Annotated in this window: 12 protein-coding genes; 4 read left to right on the top strand and 8 right to left on the bottom strand. The window is 36.3% G+C overall.

Annotated features, from left to right (window positions below):
- Positions 1-6: 6 nt before the first annotated feature.
- From AC000W_RS08345 to AC000W_RS08320, 6 genes are all read right to left on the bottom strand, one after another.
- Entirely contained in the window at positions 7-2,421 is a 2,415-nt protein-coding gene (locus tag AC000W_RS08345) for an ABC transporter permease (RefSeq protein WP_474747506.1), read from the bottom strand.
- 25 nt (positions 2,422-2,446) lie between these two features.
- The gene (locus tag AC000W_RS08340; protein WP_474747505.1) at positions 2,447-4,855 is read right to left on the bottom strand and encodes an FtsX-like permease family protein; all 2,409 of its coding nucleotides are present in this window, start codon (positions 4,853-4,855) and stop codon (positions 2,447-2,449) included.
- Positions 4,856-4,864: 9 nt separating this feature from the next.
- The gene (locus AC000W_RS08335; RefSeq protein WP_474747504.1) at positions 4,865-7,285 is read right to left on the bottom strand and encodes an ABC transporter permease; all 2,421 of its coding nucleotides are present in this window, start codon (positions 7,283-7,285) and stop codon (positions 4,865-4,867) included.
- 182 nt (positions 7,286-7,467) lie between these two features.
- Entirely contained in the window at positions 7,468-8,163 is a 696-nt protein-coding gene (locus AC000W_RS08330) for an ABC transporter ATP-binding protein (protein WP_474747502.1), read from the bottom strand.
- A gap of 55 nt (positions 8,164-8,218) precedes the next feature.
- The gene (locus AC000W_RS08325) at positions 8,219-9,469 is read right to left on the bottom strand and encodes an efflux RND transporter periplasmic adaptor subunit (RefSeq protein ID WP_474747501.1); all 1,251 of its coding nucleotides are present in this window, start codon (positions 9,467-9,469) and stop codon (positions 8,219-8,221) included.
- Positions 9,470-9,476: 7 nt separating this feature from the next.
- A complete protein-coding gene (locus tag AC000W_RS08320) occupies positions 9,477-10,817 on the bottom strand; it encodes a TolC family protein (protein ID WP_474747500.1) in 1,341 nt (446 codons plus the stop codon).
- A gap of 201 nt (positions 10,818-11,018) precedes the next feature.
- Between AC000W_RS08320 and AC000W_RS08315 the strand changes: the two genes are divergently transcribed.
- Positions 11,019-12,392 (top strand): sigma-54-dependent transcriptional regulator, encoded by a 1,374-nt coding sequence (locus AC000W_RS08315; protein ID WP_474747499.1) that lies wholly within the window; start codon positions 11,019-11,021, stop codon positions 12,390-12,392.
- Positions 12,382-13,731, top strand: a complete 1,350-nt coding sequence (locus AC000W_RS08310) for a sensor histidine kinase (RefSeq protein ID WP_474747497.1) — start codon at positions 12,382-12,384, stop codon at positions 13,729-13,731. Before AC000W_RS08315 ends, AC000W_RS08310 begins: the two co-directional genes overlap by 11 nt.
- Here the strand turns inward: AC000W_RS08310 and AC000W_RS08305 are convergent.
- Positions 13,728-15,101: a Gfo/Idh/MocA family protein gene (locus tag AC000W_RS08305; protein WP_474747496.1), complete on the bottom strand. Its 1,374-nt coding sequence runs from the start codon at positions 15,099-15,101 to the stop codon at positions 13,728-13,730. The two genes, AC000W_RS08310 and AC000W_RS08305, sit on opposite strands and share 4 nt — an antisense overlap.
- 167 nt (positions 15,102-15,268) lie before the next feature.
- Between AC000W_RS08305 and AC000W_RS08300 the strand changes: the two genes are divergently transcribed.
- The gene (locus tag AC000W_RS08300) at positions 15,269-17,191 is read left to right on the top strand and encodes a DUF294 nucleotidyltransferase-like domain-containing protein (RefSeq protein ID WP_474747494.1); all 1,923 of its coding nucleotides are present in this window, start codon (positions 15,269-15,271) and stop codon (positions 17,189-17,191) included.
- On the top strand, positions 17,188-17,835 hold the full coding sequence (locus AC000W_RS08295; RefSeq protein WP_474747493.1) for a 3'-5' exonuclease: 648 nt from the start codon (positions 17,188-17,190) through the stop codon (positions 17,833-17,835). Before AC000W_RS08300 ends, AC000W_RS08295 begins: the two co-directional genes overlap by 4 nt.
- A gap of 42 nt (positions 17,836-17,877) precedes the next feature.
- On the opposite strand, the gene acs is transcribed toward AC000W_RS08295, so the two are convergent.
- Positions 17,878-19,785: an acetate--CoA ligase gene (gene acs, locus AC000W_RS08290; protein WP_474747492.1), complete on the bottom strand. Its 1,908-nt coding sequence runs from the start codon at positions 19,783-19,785 to the stop codon at positions 17,878-17,880.
- Positions 19,786-19,898: the final 113 nt, after the last annotated feature.

Below are 19,898 nucleotides of genomic sequence, written 5' to 3'. Positions count from 1 at the left end.
ATATTTTTATTCCGTTCGTAAACTTTTAACTGGGTTTGCCTTAGCCGCTTTAATGGCTTGAAAACTTACCGTTGATAAGGCTATTACCAATGCACCTATACCACCTATTGCAAAAATCGCCCAGGTCATGTCTATATGATATGTATATTCTTGTAACCATTGCCCCATATAATACCAAGCAATTGGGGCAGCTATACAAAATGCAACTACAATTAATAAGATAAACTCTTTAGAAAATAGATAAACAATATTGCCAATTGTTGCACCCAGTACTTTTCTAATTCCTGCTTCTTTAATTCGTTGGTTTACCATAAATGAAGCCAAACCATAAAGACCTAGGCAACTTAATAAAATAGCTATGGCAGCAAACAGCTTATACATTTGAGATAACTTCTGTTCCTCGGCATAAAAATTTGCTATTTTATCATCGAGAAATTGGTACTCAAAAGCATAGTCTGGAAATACATTATCCCAAGCTTTTTCTACTGATGCTATTGTGCTCGAAATATTTCTTGTCTCTAATTTAATGCCGGCCAAAGCAAACCAGCTTTTTCTATTTACCATTGCTATTCCAGACATTCCATCTTTGAATGTACTACTGTGATAATCTTTTATGACTCCTACTATTTCTCCTTTAATTTGACCGTTGTTAAAATCTGCCCTTTTACCTAAAATTTCATTCGGGTCTGTAACTCCAAGGTTTTTCATAAGGTCTTCATTTACAATAACCTCTGCTACTTCAGAATATTTTTTTACATTTCTCCCAGCCAATAGGGTAAGTCCATAGGTTTTTAAATATTTATCATCAATTCCTTTTCTAATGCAATAAAAGTCAAAATACTCTGTAGCGTTGTCGTAGTAAAACTTTGTCCAATTATTTGTTCTATACTCCGTAGGGGTATTAGAACTAAAACTAACGTTCTGAATTCCATTTATAGACAGCAGCGTATTACTCAAATAATCAATTTTACCTATACTAACGCTATCGGTAGGTATCAATACATTTACAATTGCCTCCCTATTATAGCCCATCGATTGATTTGTAAAGTAATCCATTTGCTTTACTATTATCAGTGTTCCAATAACAAGTACTTGTGCAATTGTAAATTGAAAAATAACTAGGCTCCGTCGTAAAGTAATCCCCTTGTTCTTACCAACTTTTCCTTGATTCTTTAATGCGGATATTGGATTAAATCTGGCAAGTACTATTGCAGGGTAAAAGCCTGCCAAAAACGTAATGACTACTAATAAGGTAGCAATCAGAAACAACGTTTTTAAATTAAATGTTGAAGTAATTGTTAAAGGTAAATCAAGTAAATTTCCTAAAAACGGCAACGCTACAAGTGAAATTAATAATGCTAAACAGATTGAAGCTATGACAATCAATAATGTTTCTACTAGAAACTGTATTTTTAATTGTGTTTTTGTACTTCCTATAGCCTTTCGCACTCCAATTTCTTTAGAACGATTTACTGCTTGTGCGGTAGATAAGTTGATGAAATTAACGGCAGCTATTAAAAGAATAAAAAAACCAATCATCCAAAGAATAGTAATGAGTTTATGACTTATTGTTTTACCACTATAATTTCCTGATCTGGCATCATAATGAATCTCGTTCAATGCCTGTAAAAGATGTATGTCCTTGTTATCACCTGTCTTTTTTTCTTTAGATAATATTTTTAACCTTGCATTTATATCACTCTCGGAAACATTTGGAGACAATAACACATAACAACCAAAGCGCCCGTTTGTTCCATTCCAATTGTCAGAATTTTGAAATTGCGAAGTATACCCCGTACCATAGGCTATTACTGCTTTAAATTGCAAATCTGTATTTGCTGGTATATTTTGAAGTATTCCTGTTACGGTTAAAATTTCATTATTATTCCATTTAATAGTTTTTCCGACCGCATTCTCCCAACTACCAAAATATTTCTCCGCTGTTTCTTTTGTAAGAACAACGTTATTTAAATCCGTTAAAGAAGCTGCAGAACCCGCTAACCATTCATAATCCAAAATATCAAACAAGGCTGGTTCAGCTAAAAAAACACCATTGACTTCTTTAAATTTTTTAACTGGGTTGCCGTTATTGTCCAATACCAATATTTGATCGTCTCCATTTGAATATATTGTTGACACTTTTTCTATTTCAGGAAAAGAGTTTTTTAATTCCTCAGGCAGGGCATATGGAACCCCACTTCCAGTAAAAACTTCAGGCTCGGCATGATGATACTCCGTTAAAACACGGTAAACACGGTCTTTCTTTTCATGATAATCATCAAAACTTAATTCAAATTGAGTAATAATAAAAATCATGAAACAAACCGCAATGCCTACGGCCAATCCACCAATATTAATTAAGGTGTGACTTTTTCCTCGAATTAAATTTCTTAGTGCTATTTTAAAATGATTTTTTAACATGATTGATTGATGTTTTTATGGTGAATTATTCCGTTCGTAAACTTTTTACAGGACTTTGAACCGCTGCTTTAATAGTTCTGGTTCCTACAGTCAATAAGGCAATTACAATTGCCAATGCACCAGCAACAACAAAAAACCAAATGCCCAAATCTATTTTATAGGTATAATTCTTTAGCCACTCGTTCATAACCCACCAGGCAATGGGTGATGCTATCAAAAAAGAGATTAGAATTAATTTGAGAAAATCTTTGGTAAGCAATACGGCTATTGAACCTACTGTTGCTCCCAGCACTTTTCTCACTCCTATTTCCTTGGTACGCTGTGCCACAATTAACAACGACATGGCGAACAACCCTATGCAGCTCAAGGCAATGGCAATAATGGACCCGCTGGTAATCATAGTCGCCATTGTTTTTTCCCTACGGAAAGTACGGTCTATGTTTTCATCTAAAAATGAACCCAAGAACTCTGCATTAGGTTCTATTTTTTTCCATCCTCTTTCTATGGCTTCAAAAGAATTTGCCATATTTACAGGTGCCACTTTTACATAGGTATACGATAGTGGTAAATCCTCGGTTATTACAAAAGTAATAGGCCCAATAGGTCTGTCTAAATCCTGAAAATTATAGTCCTTGACTACTCCTAAAACGGGAGAACCTATATCACCGCTAATTGGTAAACTTACCGACAACACATCATCTTCTTCCAATTGGCGCGCCATTGTCTCGTTAATGAGAACTCCCAAACTATCAGCCGAAGATCTAAAATCCCTGCCCTCAACCATTTGTATTCCCAAGGTTTTTACGTAATTATGGTCAACCACCAAAAAATTGGTCATCATTGTTCGGCCTTTGTACTCAAATCCTATTGCACTTGTGGATTGGCTTCCATCTTTCCCCCTTCCTAAATTATTATCTGAAGCAGTAACCTCTAGAATATCCGGGTTGCCATTAAATTCATCTTTTAGCAATTGTACGACTTCATGACTATTCTTTTTACCATTTAGGGGAAAAGAAAGTACCTGTTCCTTATTAAATCCCAGGTTCTTATTCCTCATATATTGTACTTGCCCCCATAGAACCAGCGTACCACTGATCAACAAAATAGCAATGCCGAATTGAACGACCATTAAGACATTCCTAACTCGATTTTTACCCGTGGTTTCCATTTTACCCTTTAAGGATTGAATGGTTCCCAAGCGACTTAACAAAATAGCAGGATAACCACCCACAATTAAAGTTATTACAAAGACCAATAGTACAAAGCCAATAATGGCAATAGGAGAAGTCAACATATCTATGGACACATTTGTACGGAATATGGTCTTAAACTCATCCAACAACAATACACTTAGAAGAACTCCAATACCAATGGAAATCACAAATACAAATAGGCTCTCGCTCCAAAATTGAAAAAACAACTGCTTTTTTCGTGCCCCTAACGTTTTACGCATTCCTATTTCCCGTAATCGTTGTGAGCTTTTTGCAATGCTCATATTAATAAAATTGACACAGGCTATAAACAAAATAAGAAAAGCCACTCCCAATATTAAATATGGAACGGCCCTACTAACGTTTGCATAACCCTTTCTAAAACTGGTAAAATGGACATCTTTTAATGACAATAATTTTAGCTGCATGAAGAGTCCATCGGAATCTGGTACCGCGCCATCTCTTTTTAAACTTTCCAAAGATTCTTCATAATGAAGATTTACAAAAGAATGTGTGTTCTTTTCAAATTTTTCAGCTGAGACCTCATCCATTAACTGTACATAAACAGAATGATATTGAGCATTCCAATTTTCTTTGTTTTCTTCGTAATCCCCATGCTTTTCATGGCGGATTGCCATTTCAAACTCCAACGAACTTTGAGAAGGCATGTTTTTTAATACGGAGCCAATAGTAAAAGGTTCTTCTTTACCATTGATTAAAATGTTTACAGTTTGCCCTACGACTTCACCACTTCCAAAAAGTCTATTGGCGGCTTCTTCCGTAATTACCACTGAAGTCTGGTCCTGCAACGGATTATTTATATTTCCTTTTAATACTGGGAAGGTAAACATTGAAAAAAAATCTGCATCTACCCAAATGGCATCAAGATTTAGTTCTTTTTCGCCATAAATGGTTAAGGCCTCATCTTGAAGATGGCGTGTAATTTTATCAATTCCGGGTACTTCATTTTTTAAGGACGCAGCAAAGGGTGCAGCTTGACTTGTGCCCGCCCTTGGTCCGTTTGGTGTTTGTTGCGTATTGTACACCTCATAAATAGAATTTCCGTTCTCATGGAACCTGTCATAAGAAAGATCAAAAAACGTAGCCGCACATAATAGAATTACTACTCCAAAGGCAATCGAAAGACCAATCACATTAAGCAGAGTAAAGGTTTTATCCTTCATTAAATTTCGCCATGCGATTTTTAAATAGTTCTTTATCATGATTCTATTTTATTCGGTTCGTAAACTTTTTACTGGGTTGGCCACTGCAGCCTTTATACTTTGATAGCTAACCGTAAAAAGAGCTATCAACAAAACCCCTAAGATGGCAGCCCCAAAGACCCACCATGGAATTCCGATACGATAAGTATAATTTTGCAGCCACTGCCCCATAAAATATTGGGCAACAGGTACTGCTATTAGCCCAGAAACCAATATTAACATCACAAAATCCTTTGAAAGCATTTTGAATAGACTAAGTATTGAAGCTCCGAGCACTTTTCGAATCCCGATTTCTTTCGTACGCTGTTCGGCCATAAAAGTGGCCAGTCCGAACAATCCAAGACAGCATATAAAAATGGCAAGAACCGCAAAGATTCCCGACAACTTTCGCATACGTTCTTCGGTTTTGAATTTGCTCCCGAAGGCCTCGTCAACAAATTGATACTCGAACGGAACGCTTGGGGCAAACCTATTAAAAACCGTTTCGATTTGGGTAAGTGATTCCGTTAGGCCTTTCCCAGAGGCCAATTTCAGGTTAATCCAGTTCGTTTGATTGTAATTAATTGCATAAATGGCCTGTTTTACAGGCTCAAAGGGTGATTCGGTCAATAGGTTCTTAACCACTCCTATAATCTTATGCTCCCCATCGTGCCACCGAATCGTTTTTCCGATCGGGTCTTGCAGTCCCATATACTTCACGGCAGCCTCGTTCAGGATATAAGCAGTGGAGTCCGAAGCAAATTCCCTTGAGAAATTCCTTCCTTCGGCCAAATTCCAATCCACAGTTTTTCCATAATCATGCGATACATAAAAGGTAACCATATTGGTTATAAAATCAGGATCTTTTCCTTCCCATTCGTAGCCACTATTACTGTTCCAAACTTCGGTCAACGGACTGGACGATTCAGCAATTTCAGTCACTGCCCCTGTTTTTTTCAAGGCTTCACGAAGTGCATTGTATTTACCTTCATAATCATCAGTACTTTTTGGAACCATGATCAGTTGGCTTTTATCATAGCCTATTGGGCGATCTTTGGAATGTTGAACCTGCTGATTGACCACCAAGGTGCCCGCCACCAGAATAATGGAAACCGTAAACTGGATTACAACCAATACTTTACGGAACGACATTGCCGATTGCCCGGTTTTAATCATTCCCTTCAACACTTTTATCGGACGGAAGGAAGAAAGGTACAATGCAGGATAACTGCCTGCCAAAATGCTCGTAACCAACACCAAACCCAAACCAATTGACCAAAATACTGGATTGATGAACGGAAAGACAATCTGTTTGTCGGCCAACTGATTGAACAACGGTAAAATAATTGCAACGAAAATACAAGCCAATACAAAAGCTAACAGGGTTACCAACAATGATTCGAGCATAAACTGACCCACCAATTGGTTTTTGTTAGACCCTACCGTTTTCCGAATACCTACTTCCTTGGCACGTTTCTGCGCCCTAGCAGTGGCCAAGTTCATAAAATTGATGCTGGCCAACAACAGTACAAAAATTCCAATAATACCGAACATACGTACATATTGCACAAGCCCGCCATTCGACACCCCATTCTTAAAACTAGATCTTAAATGCCAATCCTTCATGGGATGAAGAAAAATTTGGGGGTTGCTGCGTTTGGTAACATCAGGAACGTGGTCATAAAGGGTGTTCTTAATTTTATCACTCACGGACTGAATTGTAACTTCATCTGATATTTGTGTGAACAAGAGATAGGAATTATTGTCCCATAGACTACGATCACGTGCTGTTTTTACCCATTCGTTCATGGCAACATACTGGCTCCATGTTGCAATGAATTGAAGTTCCTTAGGTTCAGAAAAGGCTTGAAGGGCATCAAAAACATTCGAATTGCTTGGCAAATCCTCAAAAACACCTTTTACGGTAACATATTTATCGTTATTGAGCTTAATGGTTTTGTCCATGGCATCTTTGTCTCCAAAGAACGCCCTGGCCGTAGATTCTGAAATCACGATGGAATTGGGGTCGTCGAGGGCATTTTGATTACCCTTCAACATATTTAACGAAAACATACGAAGCGCATCTTTTTCCATAAAAGCACCGTATCTATTCAAGTTTTTATCTTCAATGGACAGTACACTGTTATCAGGAAATGAACTCATGACCGCATAATCGAAATCGGCAGCATAAACACTCCGCAATTCATTCGCCAACGGATACGGATGGTTGTACCTAGTACGGACCTCTCCGTTATCGGTCTTATTCATCAACACTTGGGCAATACGTTCGTGGTTCTTGAAGTTGGTATTAAAGGTAAGTTCGTCATTGACCCAAAGCCCAATGATAATCGTTACGGCCATACCAAGAGCCAGCCCGCCAATGTTTATGGCAGAGTATCCTTTGTTCTTTATAAGATTTCGCCACGCGATTTTTAAATAGTTTTTAATCATGATTGATGAATTAAAACTAATGTGTGTGATTTCTACTTTCTGACCATTTTACCCTCTTACTATTTCTAAAGTTAGAGAAGTAAGTATACCTTCTTGATTCTGTTGGTGTGTGATTAATGAATGTTTTCATGATGTTTGTTTTTTAATGATTGATGTTGATGAATAAACTCCCTGTATTTTTTTTAAATCATAGCTCCTATTTCCCTGTTTTTACTTTCCGTTACTACTTGTCCGTCAAAAAGATTTACTACACGATGTGCGTAGTGAGAGTCTCTGTCTGAGTGAGTTACCATTACTATGGTGGTGCCCTCTTGATTTAGCTCTGTCATAAGATTCATCACCTCAATACCATTTTTGGAATCCAAATTTCCCGTTGGCTCATCTGCAAGAATTAATTTTGGATTGGTAACCACAGCTCTGGAAATAGCTACACGTTGCTGTTGACCACCTGATAGTTGCTGAGGAAAATGTTTTTCTCTATGTGCAATTTTCATGCGCTCCAAAACCTTCATAACCTTTTCCCTTCGCTCACTTTTATTCATTTTTAAATAAATCAAAGGCAGTTCTACATTTTCATATACCGTTAGCTCATCAATTAAGTTAAAGCTTTGGAATACAAACCCTAGATTTCCTTTTCTAAGTTGTGTACGTTGACTTTCTTTAAGTCCGGCTACTTCATGACCAGCGAAATTGTAACTCCCTTCTGTAGGGTTGTCCAACATTCCGATAATGTTAAGCAAGGTGGACTTACCACAACCTGATGGCCCCATAATGGCTACGAATTCACCATCTTCAACTTTTAAGTTTACATTGTTCAATGCCAAGGTTTCTACTTCCTCGGTCCTAAAACTTTTCTTTAAATTTTCAATTTTTATCATTTTTCAATTGATTAGTTTATTATTAAAGACATCTTCACTATACTAGATGTTACACTTATTTTAATACTATTTTTTCCGCTTCTCCAAAATTGTCATAGTTGCTAGTAATTACCTGTTCTCCAGGCTCCAAGCCCTCTAACAACTCATAATATCTTGAGTTTTGTTTACCAATTCTTATGTTCCGCTTTAAAGCTTCCCCACCAGATGGATTCACTACAAAAATCCATTGACCGCCTGTACTTTGGAAGAAACTTCCTTTTGGTAATAAAAGAGCATCACTAGACTCCCCAAGTTGTAACTTAATATTATAACTCTGACCTGATCTTATAGTCTCTGGTTTATCACCAGTAAAAACAAGGTCTACTCTAAACCTTCCATTGCGAACTTCTGGGTACACCTTGCGAACTCGCAATGGATATTCTGTTCCGTTACGTTCAAAAGAAGCAACTAAATCCCTTTTTACACGATCTATGTAATGTTCATCTATATCGGCTTCAATCTTATAATCTGTAAGTACATTAATTTGGCCAATGCGCAACCCTTGAGAAATATTCTGACCTATTTCAGCGTCTAAAAAACCTAGTTGCCCATCCGCAGGAGCCCTAACATTTAAATGGTCCAGTCGCTGATAAACCATACCTAAAGTTTTCTGCATACGGGACAAATCCGCATCCAATCCAGTTAAAGATGTCTTTCGCAATTCATCATCATTCTCTGTTTGCAGTTTTACAATGTCATATTGTTTTTGAGAAAGCTCATAGTTTTCTTTGGACAATTGATATTCCTCTTTTGATATTAATTCATCATCATACAAAGCCTTGTTCTGTTCATAATTTCTTTTTAAACGCTGTAAATCTGTACTAGCGGTTGCTAATGACCTTCGTCCTTCTACTTGGCGTGAATCAAAAGTTAACTTGGTAGAACGCAAGTCATTTTGCTTAAGGGCCAAATTACTTTCACTGGCCAAAATCTGTTCATATAGGTTCGTGTTTTCTAATTTTAGAATAATATCTCCTTTTTTTACCATAGCGCCTTCCTCAATCAGCTTTTCGGTAACACGGCCGCCCTCATACGCATCCATATAAATTGTAGTAATAGGTGCTACATTTCCATTAATTGTAATGTAATCATCAAATTTACCTTGTGTAACCTCTGCAATGGAAAGTTTATCTTTTTCTGTACGAAAGGTTGATAAAGAACTACCAAAAATCATTTTCCATGCTACAAATAAGAGCAATAATCCTATAGCTATATAGCCGTAGTGCTTTGGGCGTAGTCCTTTTTTCTTTTCTAATTGTATATCCATTATCTGTCTAATTAATATTAAAAACTGGTAAACCACCGTAAAAATCCAATGTTTTCTCATTGACTTTAAGACGTAATCTAGCCTGCAAATTTTCATTTTGTGCAGTTCCAAATAAATTTTTTGCTTGGAAAAGCTCCAATGCATTTATCAATCCCTTATCATACTTTTTTTGTGCTATGGTAAATGCTAATTCTTGAGATTCCATTTTCTTGGTACTCTGCTTCACCTCATTTTTAAGTGCATTGTTTTCCTGTACCAATTGTTGAATCAATTTGAAAAGTTCCTGCTCTTGTATCTTTACGGCATTGTTAGCTCTGTTCAAAGCAATTTTCTGTTGTTTTACCCTAGAGCGGCCAGACCACCGATCACTTATTGGAATATTTAATGAGGCACCTATATATCTAGATGCATTGGCCTTGATTTGATTGTTAAAAGGAATAAGAATTCCCAAAGAATCTATATTGGTTTCATAATACCCAGTACCATAACCAGAAAAAATAGATAATGAAGGTGCTAGTAATCCTCTAGCCACTGCCAACTGCTTTTTTGCTGCCTTTGCTCGTAATTCCTGTCCCTTTAATAAAGGAATAAAGTTTTTAGCAGTACTGTATACAGAATCTATATCAACGTTTTTCTCCTCCACTATCGTGGCATCCATATCATCCATTAGTTGAATATCATCAACATTCTCCAAATTCATTTCTTGCATCAAGGTAAGTTTCGCCCCGTTCAATAGATTCCTATTTTGAGTAACCAAGAGTTGATCCCCCAACAAAGCTGCCTCGGCTTCATACAAATCTGCACCAGCTTTTAAGCCCAATTCAATTTGTCTTTTAACTAAATCGTAATTGGTTTGAGAAATTTCAACCTGTTCAATAGAATTACCTACTAGGCCCTCATAGAACTTAATATCAAAATAAGCGGACATAACCCTAAAGCCCAATAGATATTTTTGTTGTTGTACATCTTCCATGGCAGCATTATATAGAAATTTGGATGCCTTAATAGAATTGAGTCTTTGAAATCCCTGAAAAATATTCATGGATGCATCAATTGAATAATTATTCGAAAAGAAATCTGAATCTACAATGTCATTGGTATTAGGGTCAGTTGCACGTCCATAATTTATACTATAACTGGTTGATGCATTAACAGACGGTAACAAATTCCTAACGGACTGTCTATAGGTTTCTTTACCAGAATCCGCAGTATACTTAAAATTGTTTAGTAAAAGGTTATGTTCCAACGCATAGGAAACACAATCGTCTAAAGACCATAATTCTTGAGCAGGAATCTGAATTGAAACCAACGAGAAAAGAAAAAGAGTTATGCATTTTTTTAAGTTCATATCTTATATGTGTGCCAAACTCTATTCTATAGTCGTGCCATAAAATTAAACACCTGATAATCAATGATGTAAAAATATATTATAAACATACTTATTTTAAACGTGTAAAATATTTATACAAAAAGTGTAAAATATTTATACAGCTTTGTCATTCATGTTATTTCAAATTGTAGCTTTACTTAGGTTGTAATATTTTAATTGATGATTGATGGTAAAATTTTATTGGTAGATGATAACAAAAGTATCCTAAGTGCTTTAGAGATTCTTTTACAGTTTGAATACAAATCTGTAGATACTATTTCTAACCCTAATCAAATTATGTCTTTCCCCAACATAGATAGCTACGACATAGTACTATTAGATATGAATTTCTCGGCTGGAGTAAACACAGGAAACGAGGGATTATTTTGGCTAAAAGAAATTCTAAAGAAGGCGCCCCACACTTCGGTTATAATGATGACTGCCTATGGAGCCGTTGATTTGGCCGTAAAAGCTCTAAAAGAAGGTGCCTCAGATTTTATTCTAAAACCTTGGAACAATGAGAAATTGTTGGCCACTGTAAAATCGGCTTATCAATTAAGAAAGTCCAAAAAAGAAGTGCATCAATTAAAACAAAAAGAAAGCAATTTAAAGCAAGTCATTAACCAGAATAAAAACCTGATTATTGGAAACTCAAAATCATTGAATTCTGTTTTAAACTTGGTTCACAAGGTTGCAAAAACTGATGTTAACGTATTAATTACAGGTGAAAATGGTACCGGAAAAGAATTGATAGCGAGGGAATTACATCAAAAATCTCCAAGAAAACAAGAGGTTTTCATAAATGTGGATATGGGTTCAATTTCTGAAAATTTGTTTGAAAGTGAACTCTTTGGCCACACCAAAGGTTCTTTTACAGATGCCAAAGAAGATAGAGCTGGTAAGTTTGAAGCAGCAAATGGAGGTACTTTATTTCTAGACGAAATTGGAAACCTAAGCCTACAAACTCAAGCAAAATTGCTATCTGCCATTCAAAACAAAACAATTGTAAGGGTGGGATCTAACAAGCCTGTTCCTGTTGACATTCGTCTCTTGTGCGCTACCAATTGCAATTTGGAACAAATGGTTGCCGAAGGCATTTTTCGTGAAGATTTACTTTACCGTATTAACACGATTCATGTAAAAGTACCAGCACTTCGTGAGCGTGAAAATGACATTCTGCTATTGGCCGATTTTTATTTAAAAAAATTCGCCTCTAAATATGGAAAGCAAGGGTTGATAATAAACCAAGCTGCAGAAGAAAAATTAATGACCTACAGTTGGCCTGGAAATGTAAGGGAGTTACAACATACTATGGAGAGAACCGTGATTCTAAGTGAGGGAAATGTCCTTAAACCGACTGATTTTCTTCTAAACCCTAAAGCAACCATAGCAATAGAAAGTGGTCCCCATACTTTGGATGAAATGGAAAGAATGATGATTTCTAAAGCTTTAGAAGAGCATAATGGCAATTATAGTGCTGCGGCAAACCAGCTTGGGATTACCAGACAAACTTTGTACAATAAAATTAAAAAAACAGAGGGATATGGTAAGTAGGCATATTTATGTTCAACTGGCACTGCGTATTGTTTTTATATCGTTGGCAGCCATAGGTATGTCCTATTTCCTTTTTAAAGGGCAATATATAATGTCGTCTATTTTTCTAATAGCTTTAGTTATGCAGACCTACTATTTAATTAGGTATGTAAACCAAACCAACAGAAAAATAGCCTATTTTTTTGATGCCATAAAAAATGAGGATTTTACCCTTCGGTTTCCAGAGAAATTAAGCGTAAAGTCCTTGGAAGAGCTGAACCACAGCCTTAATTTACTCAATGAACAAATACAGAACATCCATTTAAAAAAACAGGCACAAGAGCAATACTATCAAGAAATTTTAAAACAGGCCAATATTGGTATTTTAACCTTTAACCAAAAAGGGCATATTCTTTTTGCCAACCCAACGGTAGAAAAATTATTGAACCATAAACCATTGAACCATATTAAACAATTACAGCAGGTTGATACAAAACTTTACCAAATATTTTCTGAACTAAAGCCTTTTGATAGAACTCTTTTTCAATTGACCAATGAGCGGGAACGCACACAACTTGCTATAAAATGCACATCTATCGCTATTGATGATGAATCCTTATTGCTTGTAGTTATTCAGGATATTCATAAAGAATTGGATGAAAAAGAAACGGATTCTTGGGTAAAATTAATACGGGTTCTTACTCATGAAATCATGAACACTATAACACCAATCACATCTATTTCTGATTCAATTTTAAAATATTTTAAAGGTAAAGATGGCTCAGTTTCGTTGAATAATTTTACTGATGAACAATTGAACAACACTGCCAAAGGCTTGGAAGTGATTAAGGAACAAGGAACAGATCTTATGAGTTTTGTGCAATCCTATAGAACACTTTTAAGTGTTCCCGAACCGGATAAGGAGTTGGTTTCTGCCAAAAAATTATTGGAAAAGGTAAAAATATTGATTCCAAAGTCTGATGAAAACAAACATATTTCAATTGAAGTAATAATTGACCCGAATAACCTGGAATTTTTTATTGATGAAAAACAAATCACACAAGTATTGATAAATCTGGGCAAGAATGCATTGCAGTCCGTAAAACAACAAGAAAATGGGCAGATTAAAATTAAGGCAGGCATCAACCGAGAAGAGAAAAAATATATTGCCGTATGGGACAATGGGCCAGGCATTTCACCTGACCTCATCAATGAAATTTTTGTTCCTTTCTTTACAACAAAAGATACAGGAACAGGAATTGGTCTTAGCTTATCCAAACAAATACTTCATTTGCATGGCGGAAGCTTAAAAGTAAGATCTGTTCCCAATAAAGAAACTGTTTTTGTCCTAACCTTTTAAGATTTATATGGGTGCTCCCATGGACCTCTATAAGCTCTTTTTAATAATGCAGTTGCCTCAGCATCATCAACAATAATTTTTTGTTTTGGGTCATAGATTAAGGGTCTACCTGTTTTCATTGCCAAGTTTGCCAAAATACAACTTGCAGTAGAAATATGCCCTTCTTCAATATCTGCTATAGGAAGTGTGCTATTTTCTATTGCTTCTAAAAAATCTAACATATGAAGCCTTGTTGCAGGTGCAGCATTTAACTCTATCCTTTCTTCTGTAAGATCCTCTGGATACTTTTCCCTCTCATAAACAACATCTTTATGTATGGCTCCTTCTTTGTCTCTTCCTGCGGGAATAAAATCATACTGCATAGTGCTTGCTTTTAAAGTTCCCTTATCCCCATATAAAATAAATGACCAAGGGTAGTCTGGATCCGCCGGTGTCCCCCATGTTCTATGCTGCCATACACAATTTAATCCATCGAATTCAAAAACGGCATGTTGCGTATCTGCTATATTGGATTTTGCATCACTGGGAACATATATTCCTCCTGTAGAACTAATTTTGGTTGGCCATCCTAATTTAAGCATCCATCTAACTGTATCTAGCATATGTACGCACATATCTCCCATTATTCCATTTCCATATTCCATAAAAGCTCTCCACCATCTTATATGGGGAATCCCGTCATAGGGTCTCATCGGTGCTGGGCCTGTCCACATTTCATAATCAAAATGTTCTGGAACTTCTTGCAATGGAGGGTTTCCAGTATTTCTCATGGGAAAATAACAGCACATTTCCACGTGGGATATATTTCCCAATAATCCTGCATCCACAATATTCTTTTTTGCTTCAATAAGGTGTGGTGTACTTTTTCGTTGTGTACCAACTTGGACCACTTTATTATACTTGCGTGCCGCTGCCACCATTGCCTCACCTTCCAACACATCTACACTTATTGGTTTTTGCACATAGACATGCGCACCAGCCTTCACTGCATCAATGGTCTGCAAAGCATGCCAGTGATCAGGAGTACCTATAATAACAATGTCTAACATGTTTTCTGCTAGCATTTTCTTATAGTCATTATACTTTTTAGGTTTCTTACCAGATTTTTGCCTTTGACTTACAAGCGTTACTGCTTCATCCAAAAAATGCTTGTCCACTTCCGCTATAGCCACTACTTCTACATTTGCGACTTGAATAAGCCTAAAAAGATCACTTTTTCCATACCATCCAGCTCCTATAAGTGCTACTTTATAGAGTTTATCACTATACATTAACTCCAATCCATAAGCTCCAAATGATGATAAGGCCAAAGATGCAGTTGTTCCTTTAATAAAATTACGTCGGTTGATGTTGATTACTTTGTTTTTCATAGGTAAAAGATATGAAATTTTGTCAAAGAATTTAGTTATTTTTCTGGATTATTATATTGCAAATAAGATGTTTAACCTCTATATAGAAAGTAAGCGCACTTATAGAGTTGAGAGAAATAACCTCTATTTCTTGTCAAAGAAGTAACTTTACTTTCAAATTAAACGGAATGAAAAATACCATCTCTGAAAGGGTTGCCGATTTTATTAAAAGGTTCCCTCCTTTTAACGAACTCAATCAAAAAGATTTACTAACACTATCAGAGGAAATTAGTATTCTATATAAAGAAAAAGGCGGTGTTATTTTTGCTGAAGGTGAAGCTCCACACAGTAATTTTTATCTTGTCCACAAAGGGGCTGTCTCTCTTAAAAAGAAAGAAACTCAAAACATAATTGATATATGTGATGAAGGGGATATTTTTGGTTTACGCCCCCTTATTGCCAACGAAAACTATATTCTAGAGGCTATTGCTCATGAAGAAAGTATTATTTATACCATTCCCATCGATGTATTTAAACCCTACGCCAAAAAAAATAAGGAAGTAGGGAATTTTTTAATTGAAAGTTTTGCCTCCAATACTAGAAATCCATATTCAAGAAGTCACAGAGGCCATTTTTATGATGACCAAGATGTACTAGAGCCTATAAATCCCAATGCAAAATTATTGGATTTACAACCCGTTAAGTTCTCCAAAAAAATTGTTTCCTGCGCAGAAAGCACCCCTATAAATAAGGTTGCAAAAAAAATGACAAAGAACAATATTGGGGCTATGTTGGTAGTAAAGCAAAAACTGCCCGTTGGTATGATAACCGACAAAGACTTAAGAAACAATGTGGTTACAGGCGTGTATCCAATTACTGCGCCAGCAAGTAAAATTATGTCTTCCCCAGTAATTACCTATCCAAGTAAATTAACCATTACTCAGGCTCAAATGGCGATGATGAAAAACAACATCAGTCACTTATGTCTAACACAAGATGGTACTCCAGATACTGAGGCCATAGGGATTTTATCAAAGCATGATGTCATGGTGTCCTTGGGGAACAATCCTGCAGTTTTGATTAAAGAAATAAAACGAGCTAAAAAATTTAAACAAATAAAACCTATACGAAATAGCATTATGAGTTTACTACAAGGATATTTAGATGTGAATATTCCTATGAGACTCACCTCAAAAATAATATCTGAGCTTAATGATGCCAGTACAAAACAAATTATTAAAATAGCTTTAAGTAAAATGCCTGCTCCCCCACCTGTTAAGTTTAGTTGGTTGGCTATGGGGAGCCAAGGAAGAAGCGAACAATTATTACACACCGACCAGGACAATGCCATTATATTTGAAGATGTTCCAGAGAAAAAATTACCAGAAACTACCTCTTATTTTCTTGAACTTGCAAAATTGGTCAATAAAGGGTTAAATGTTATTGGTTATGAATACTGTCCCGCAGAAATGATGGCATCTAACCCGCATTGGTGTTTAAGTTTTTCTGAATGGAAGAATTTAACTTCTCATTGGATAATAAATCCAGGACCAGATGAAGTTTTACTATCATCCATCTTCTTTGATTACAATCTGGCATATGGTGACAAACAATTGGTAGATCATCTTTCTGAACACATTTTTGACAATGTAAAAAAATATCCAGTTTTTCTTATTCATTTAGCTTCTGGAGCACTACAGAACCCATCTCCCACAGGTTTTTTTAGACAGTTTTTGGTGGAACAGGATGGCGAGAACAAAGATTTTTTTGATATTAAAATGCGTGCACTAATGCCTTTAACGGATGCTGCTCGCGTGCTTATTTTATCTCACTCCATTAAATCTATCAACAGTACGGAGGAACGTTTTGAAAAATTGGCGGAACTAGAACCTAACAATGCAGAATTGTATATGTCTTGCTCCTATGCAGCTAAAGCATTACTTAAGTTTAGAACTAGACAAGGCTTGTTGCACAACGATTCAGGAAGGTATATCTCCTTGGATACTTTAAGCAAAGAAGAGAAAATTAAATTAAAAAGAACATTTAAAACAATCAAAGAAATTCAAGAACTTGTTTCACTTCGGTTTAAGGTTTCTAACATTTTAGGATGATATCACTCTTTAAAAAACGGGAAAACAATCTACCTCAGTTCTGGAAAGGCTATGAGGAAAAATTCAATGGTAGTTTGCCCGAAAAAATAGAGGATATCCAATTTGTTGTGTTGGACACAGAAACCACTGGGTTCAATTTTAACAATGACCGCATGCTTTGTATTGGAGCATTGACCCTAAAGAACAAAACTATATCCGTGAAGGATGTTTTTGAAATTTACATAGCACAAGAACACTATAACAGAGAAACTGCCAAGATTCATGGGATACTAAAAAAAGGAAAAGTAAAACGATTTTCCGAATTAGAAGCATTGGGGCAGTTCTTAGCCTATGTAAGCAATTCTATAATTGTGGCTCACCATGCCCATTTTGATATTACCATGATTAATAAGGCTCTAAAGAGACATAATCTTCCTAAATTAAAGAATAAGGTATTGGACACCTCTACCTTGTATAAAAGGTCTTTACTAGCTACACCTCTTTTAGAAAAGAAAGAACACTATACCTTGGATGAGTTGGCGGACAAATTTAATATTTCTAAAAAAGATAGACATACAGCTGTTGGTGATGCCTATATTACAGCAATTGCATTTTTAAAAATATTGGACCGGTTAAAACCTAAAAAGATAAAACACTTATTCTAATCAAAATCACCCAAGCTCACGTGATTTTTTATTCTTATTGAATTACAACACATTATCCATAATATCTTTTACCACTTCTGGATTTAACAGAGTTGAAGTATCTCCAAGATTATCAGTTTCGTTACAGGCAATTTTTCTAAGGATTCTTCTCATAATCTTCCCACTGCGAGTTTTAGGAAGCCCTGGTACAAACTGAATTTTATCCAATTTGGCAATTGGACCAATATGTTCGGTAATCATTTGATTGATTTCCTTTCTAAGGTTATCACGATCTCTAGATTCTCCCGTTTCTTTTAAAATAACATAACCATAGAGTGCATTTCCTTTAATATCATGTGGAAAGCCTACAATAGCGGATTCCGCCACAGCTGGGTGTTCATTAATGGCATCTTCAATAGGAGCCGTACCCAGATTATGACCCGATACTATAATTACATCATCTACCCTACCTGTAATTCTATAATAACCAACCTCATCGCGTAGGGCACCATCACCAGTAAAATAGTTTCCTGGAAAGGCCGAAAAATAGGTTTCTTTATACCGTTGGTGATTGCCCCAAATGGTCCTGGCAATAGAAGGCCATGGGAATTTTATGCACAACCTACCATCCACTTGATTCCCTTTTATCTCTTTCCCATTTTCATCCATCAAAGCAGGTTGAATCCCTGGCATAGGTAACGTGGCGTAGGTTGGTTTTGTAGGTGTTGCAAAAGGAATAGGGGAAATCAACACACCGCCTGTTTCTGTTTGCCACCACGTATCTACAATAGGGCATTTTTTCTTGCCCACATGGTCATTGTACCAATGCCATGCTTCTTCATTTATGGGTTCTCCAACTGTTCCAAGCACTTTTAGGGAAGAAAGGTCGTGTGTGGTTACATAATCTAAATTCTCCTTTGCCAAAGCTCTAATGGCCGTTGGTGCCGTATAAAACTGAGTTACTTTATGTTTTTCTACTATTTCCCAAAAACGACCATAATCTGGGTAAGATGGCACACCCTCGAACATTACCGTAGTGGCACCATTTGCCAATGGACCATACACAATATAGGAATGACCTGTTATCCAACCGATATCAGCTGTACACCAATACACATCATTCTCCCTATACTGAAAAACATTTTTAAAGGTATATGCTGTGTACACCATATAACCAGCTGTGGTATGAAGCATTCCTTTTGGTTTTCCTGTGGAGCCCGATGTATACAAAATAAACAAAGGGTCTTCTGCATCCATAATCTCAGGAACACAGTCTCCATAAGCCTCGTCCAATAAAGGTTGTAACCATTTGTCCCTCCCTTTTTTCATTTTTATTTTGGAGTTAATGCGCTTGGCCACCAATACGGTTTCAATTGTGGGGCATTGCTCCATAGCCTCATCCACTATTCCTTTAAGGTCAATGGTCTTAGCACCTCTGTATGAGCCGTCTGAAGTAATCACCATTTTGGCCTCACAATCGTTTACCCTTGTAGCCAAGGCAGTGGCAGAAAATCCAGCGAAAATAACCGAATGAATGGCTCCAATCCTAGCACATGCTAAAACGGAAATAGCCAATTCTGGAATCATAGGCAAATAGATACATACCCTATCCCCTTTTTTAATACCATTTTCCTTGAGAACATTGGCAAATTTGGATACCCTAGTATGTAATTGGCGATAGGTAATATGCTCAGCTTCCTCTTTTGGGTCATTGGGCTCAAACAATATGGCCGTTTTATTCCCTCTCGTATATAAATGTCGGTCTATACAGTTTTCTGTAATATTTAGTTTAGCACCCTCAAACCATTTTATTTCTGGTTTAGAAAAATCCCAATCGAGAACATTGTCCCATCTTTTACGCCACATAAAATGCTCTTCTGCCACCTCTTCCCAAAAATTCTCTGGATTACGAACTGATTTCCTATATACTTGGTAATATTCTTCAAAGTTTTTTACGTGATAATTGCTCATGGGTACTTTTTAGTTAAGACCTTAAATTTACGTTTTGTTATGGAAGTTTAAAAATGAAAAGTGAGTAGATAAATTATAAAATCCTATGATAGAACTTTAAAAATGTTTTTAAA

This window comes from Saonia sp., from assembly GCF_056326165.1.
Note: the sequence above shows the minus strand (reverse complement) of the source record. Positions and strands in the feature narration are given on the sequence as shown.

Coding starts and splice junctions, on each gene's coding strand:
- AC000W_RS08345 (WP_474747506.1), bottom strand. CDS start 2,421: ATGTTAAAAAATCATTTTAAAATAGCACTAAGAAATTTAATTCGAGGA.
- AC000W_RS08340 (WP_474747505.1), bottom strand. CDS start 4,855: ATGATAAAGAACTATTTAAAAATCGCATGGCGAAATTTAATGAAGGAT.
- AC000W_RS08335 (WP_474747504.1), bottom strand. CDS start 7,285: ATGATTAAAAACTATTTAAAAATCGCGTGGCGAAATCTTATAAAGAAC.
- AC000W_RS08330 (WP_474747502.1), bottom strand. CDS start 8,163: ATGATAAAAATTGAAAATTTAAAGAAAAGTTTTAGGACCGAGGAAGTA.
- AC000W_RS08325 (WP_474747501.1), bottom strand. CDS start 9,469: ATGGATATACAATTAGAAAAGAAAAAAGGACTACGCCCAAAGCACTAC.
- AC000W_RS08320 (WP_474747500.1), bottom strand. CDS start 10,817: ATGAACTTAAAAAAATGCATAACTCTTTTTCTTTTCTCGTTGGTTTCA.
- AC000W_RS08315 (WP_474747499.1), top strand. CDS start 11,019: ATGATTGATGGTAAAATTTTATTGGTAGATGATAACAAAAGTATCCTA.
- AC000W_RS08310 (WP_474747497.1), top strand. CDS start 12,382: ATGGTAAGTAGGCATATTTATGTTCAACTGGCACTGCGTATTGTTTTT.
- AC000W_RS08305 (WP_474747496.1), bottom strand. CDS start 15,101: ATGAAAAACAAAGTAATCAACATCAACCGACGTAATTTTATTAAAGGA.
- AC000W_RS08300 (WP_474747494.1), top strand. CDS start 15,269: ATGAAAAATACCATCTCTGAAAGGGTTGCCGATTTTATTAAAAGGTTC.
- AC000W_RS08295 (WP_474747493.1), top strand. CDS start 17,188: ATGATATCACTCTTTAAAAAACGGGAAAACAATCTACCTCAGTTCTGG.
- acs (WP_474747492.1), bottom strand. CDS start 19,785: ATGAGCAATTATCACGTAAAAAACTTTGAAGAATATTACCAAGTATAT.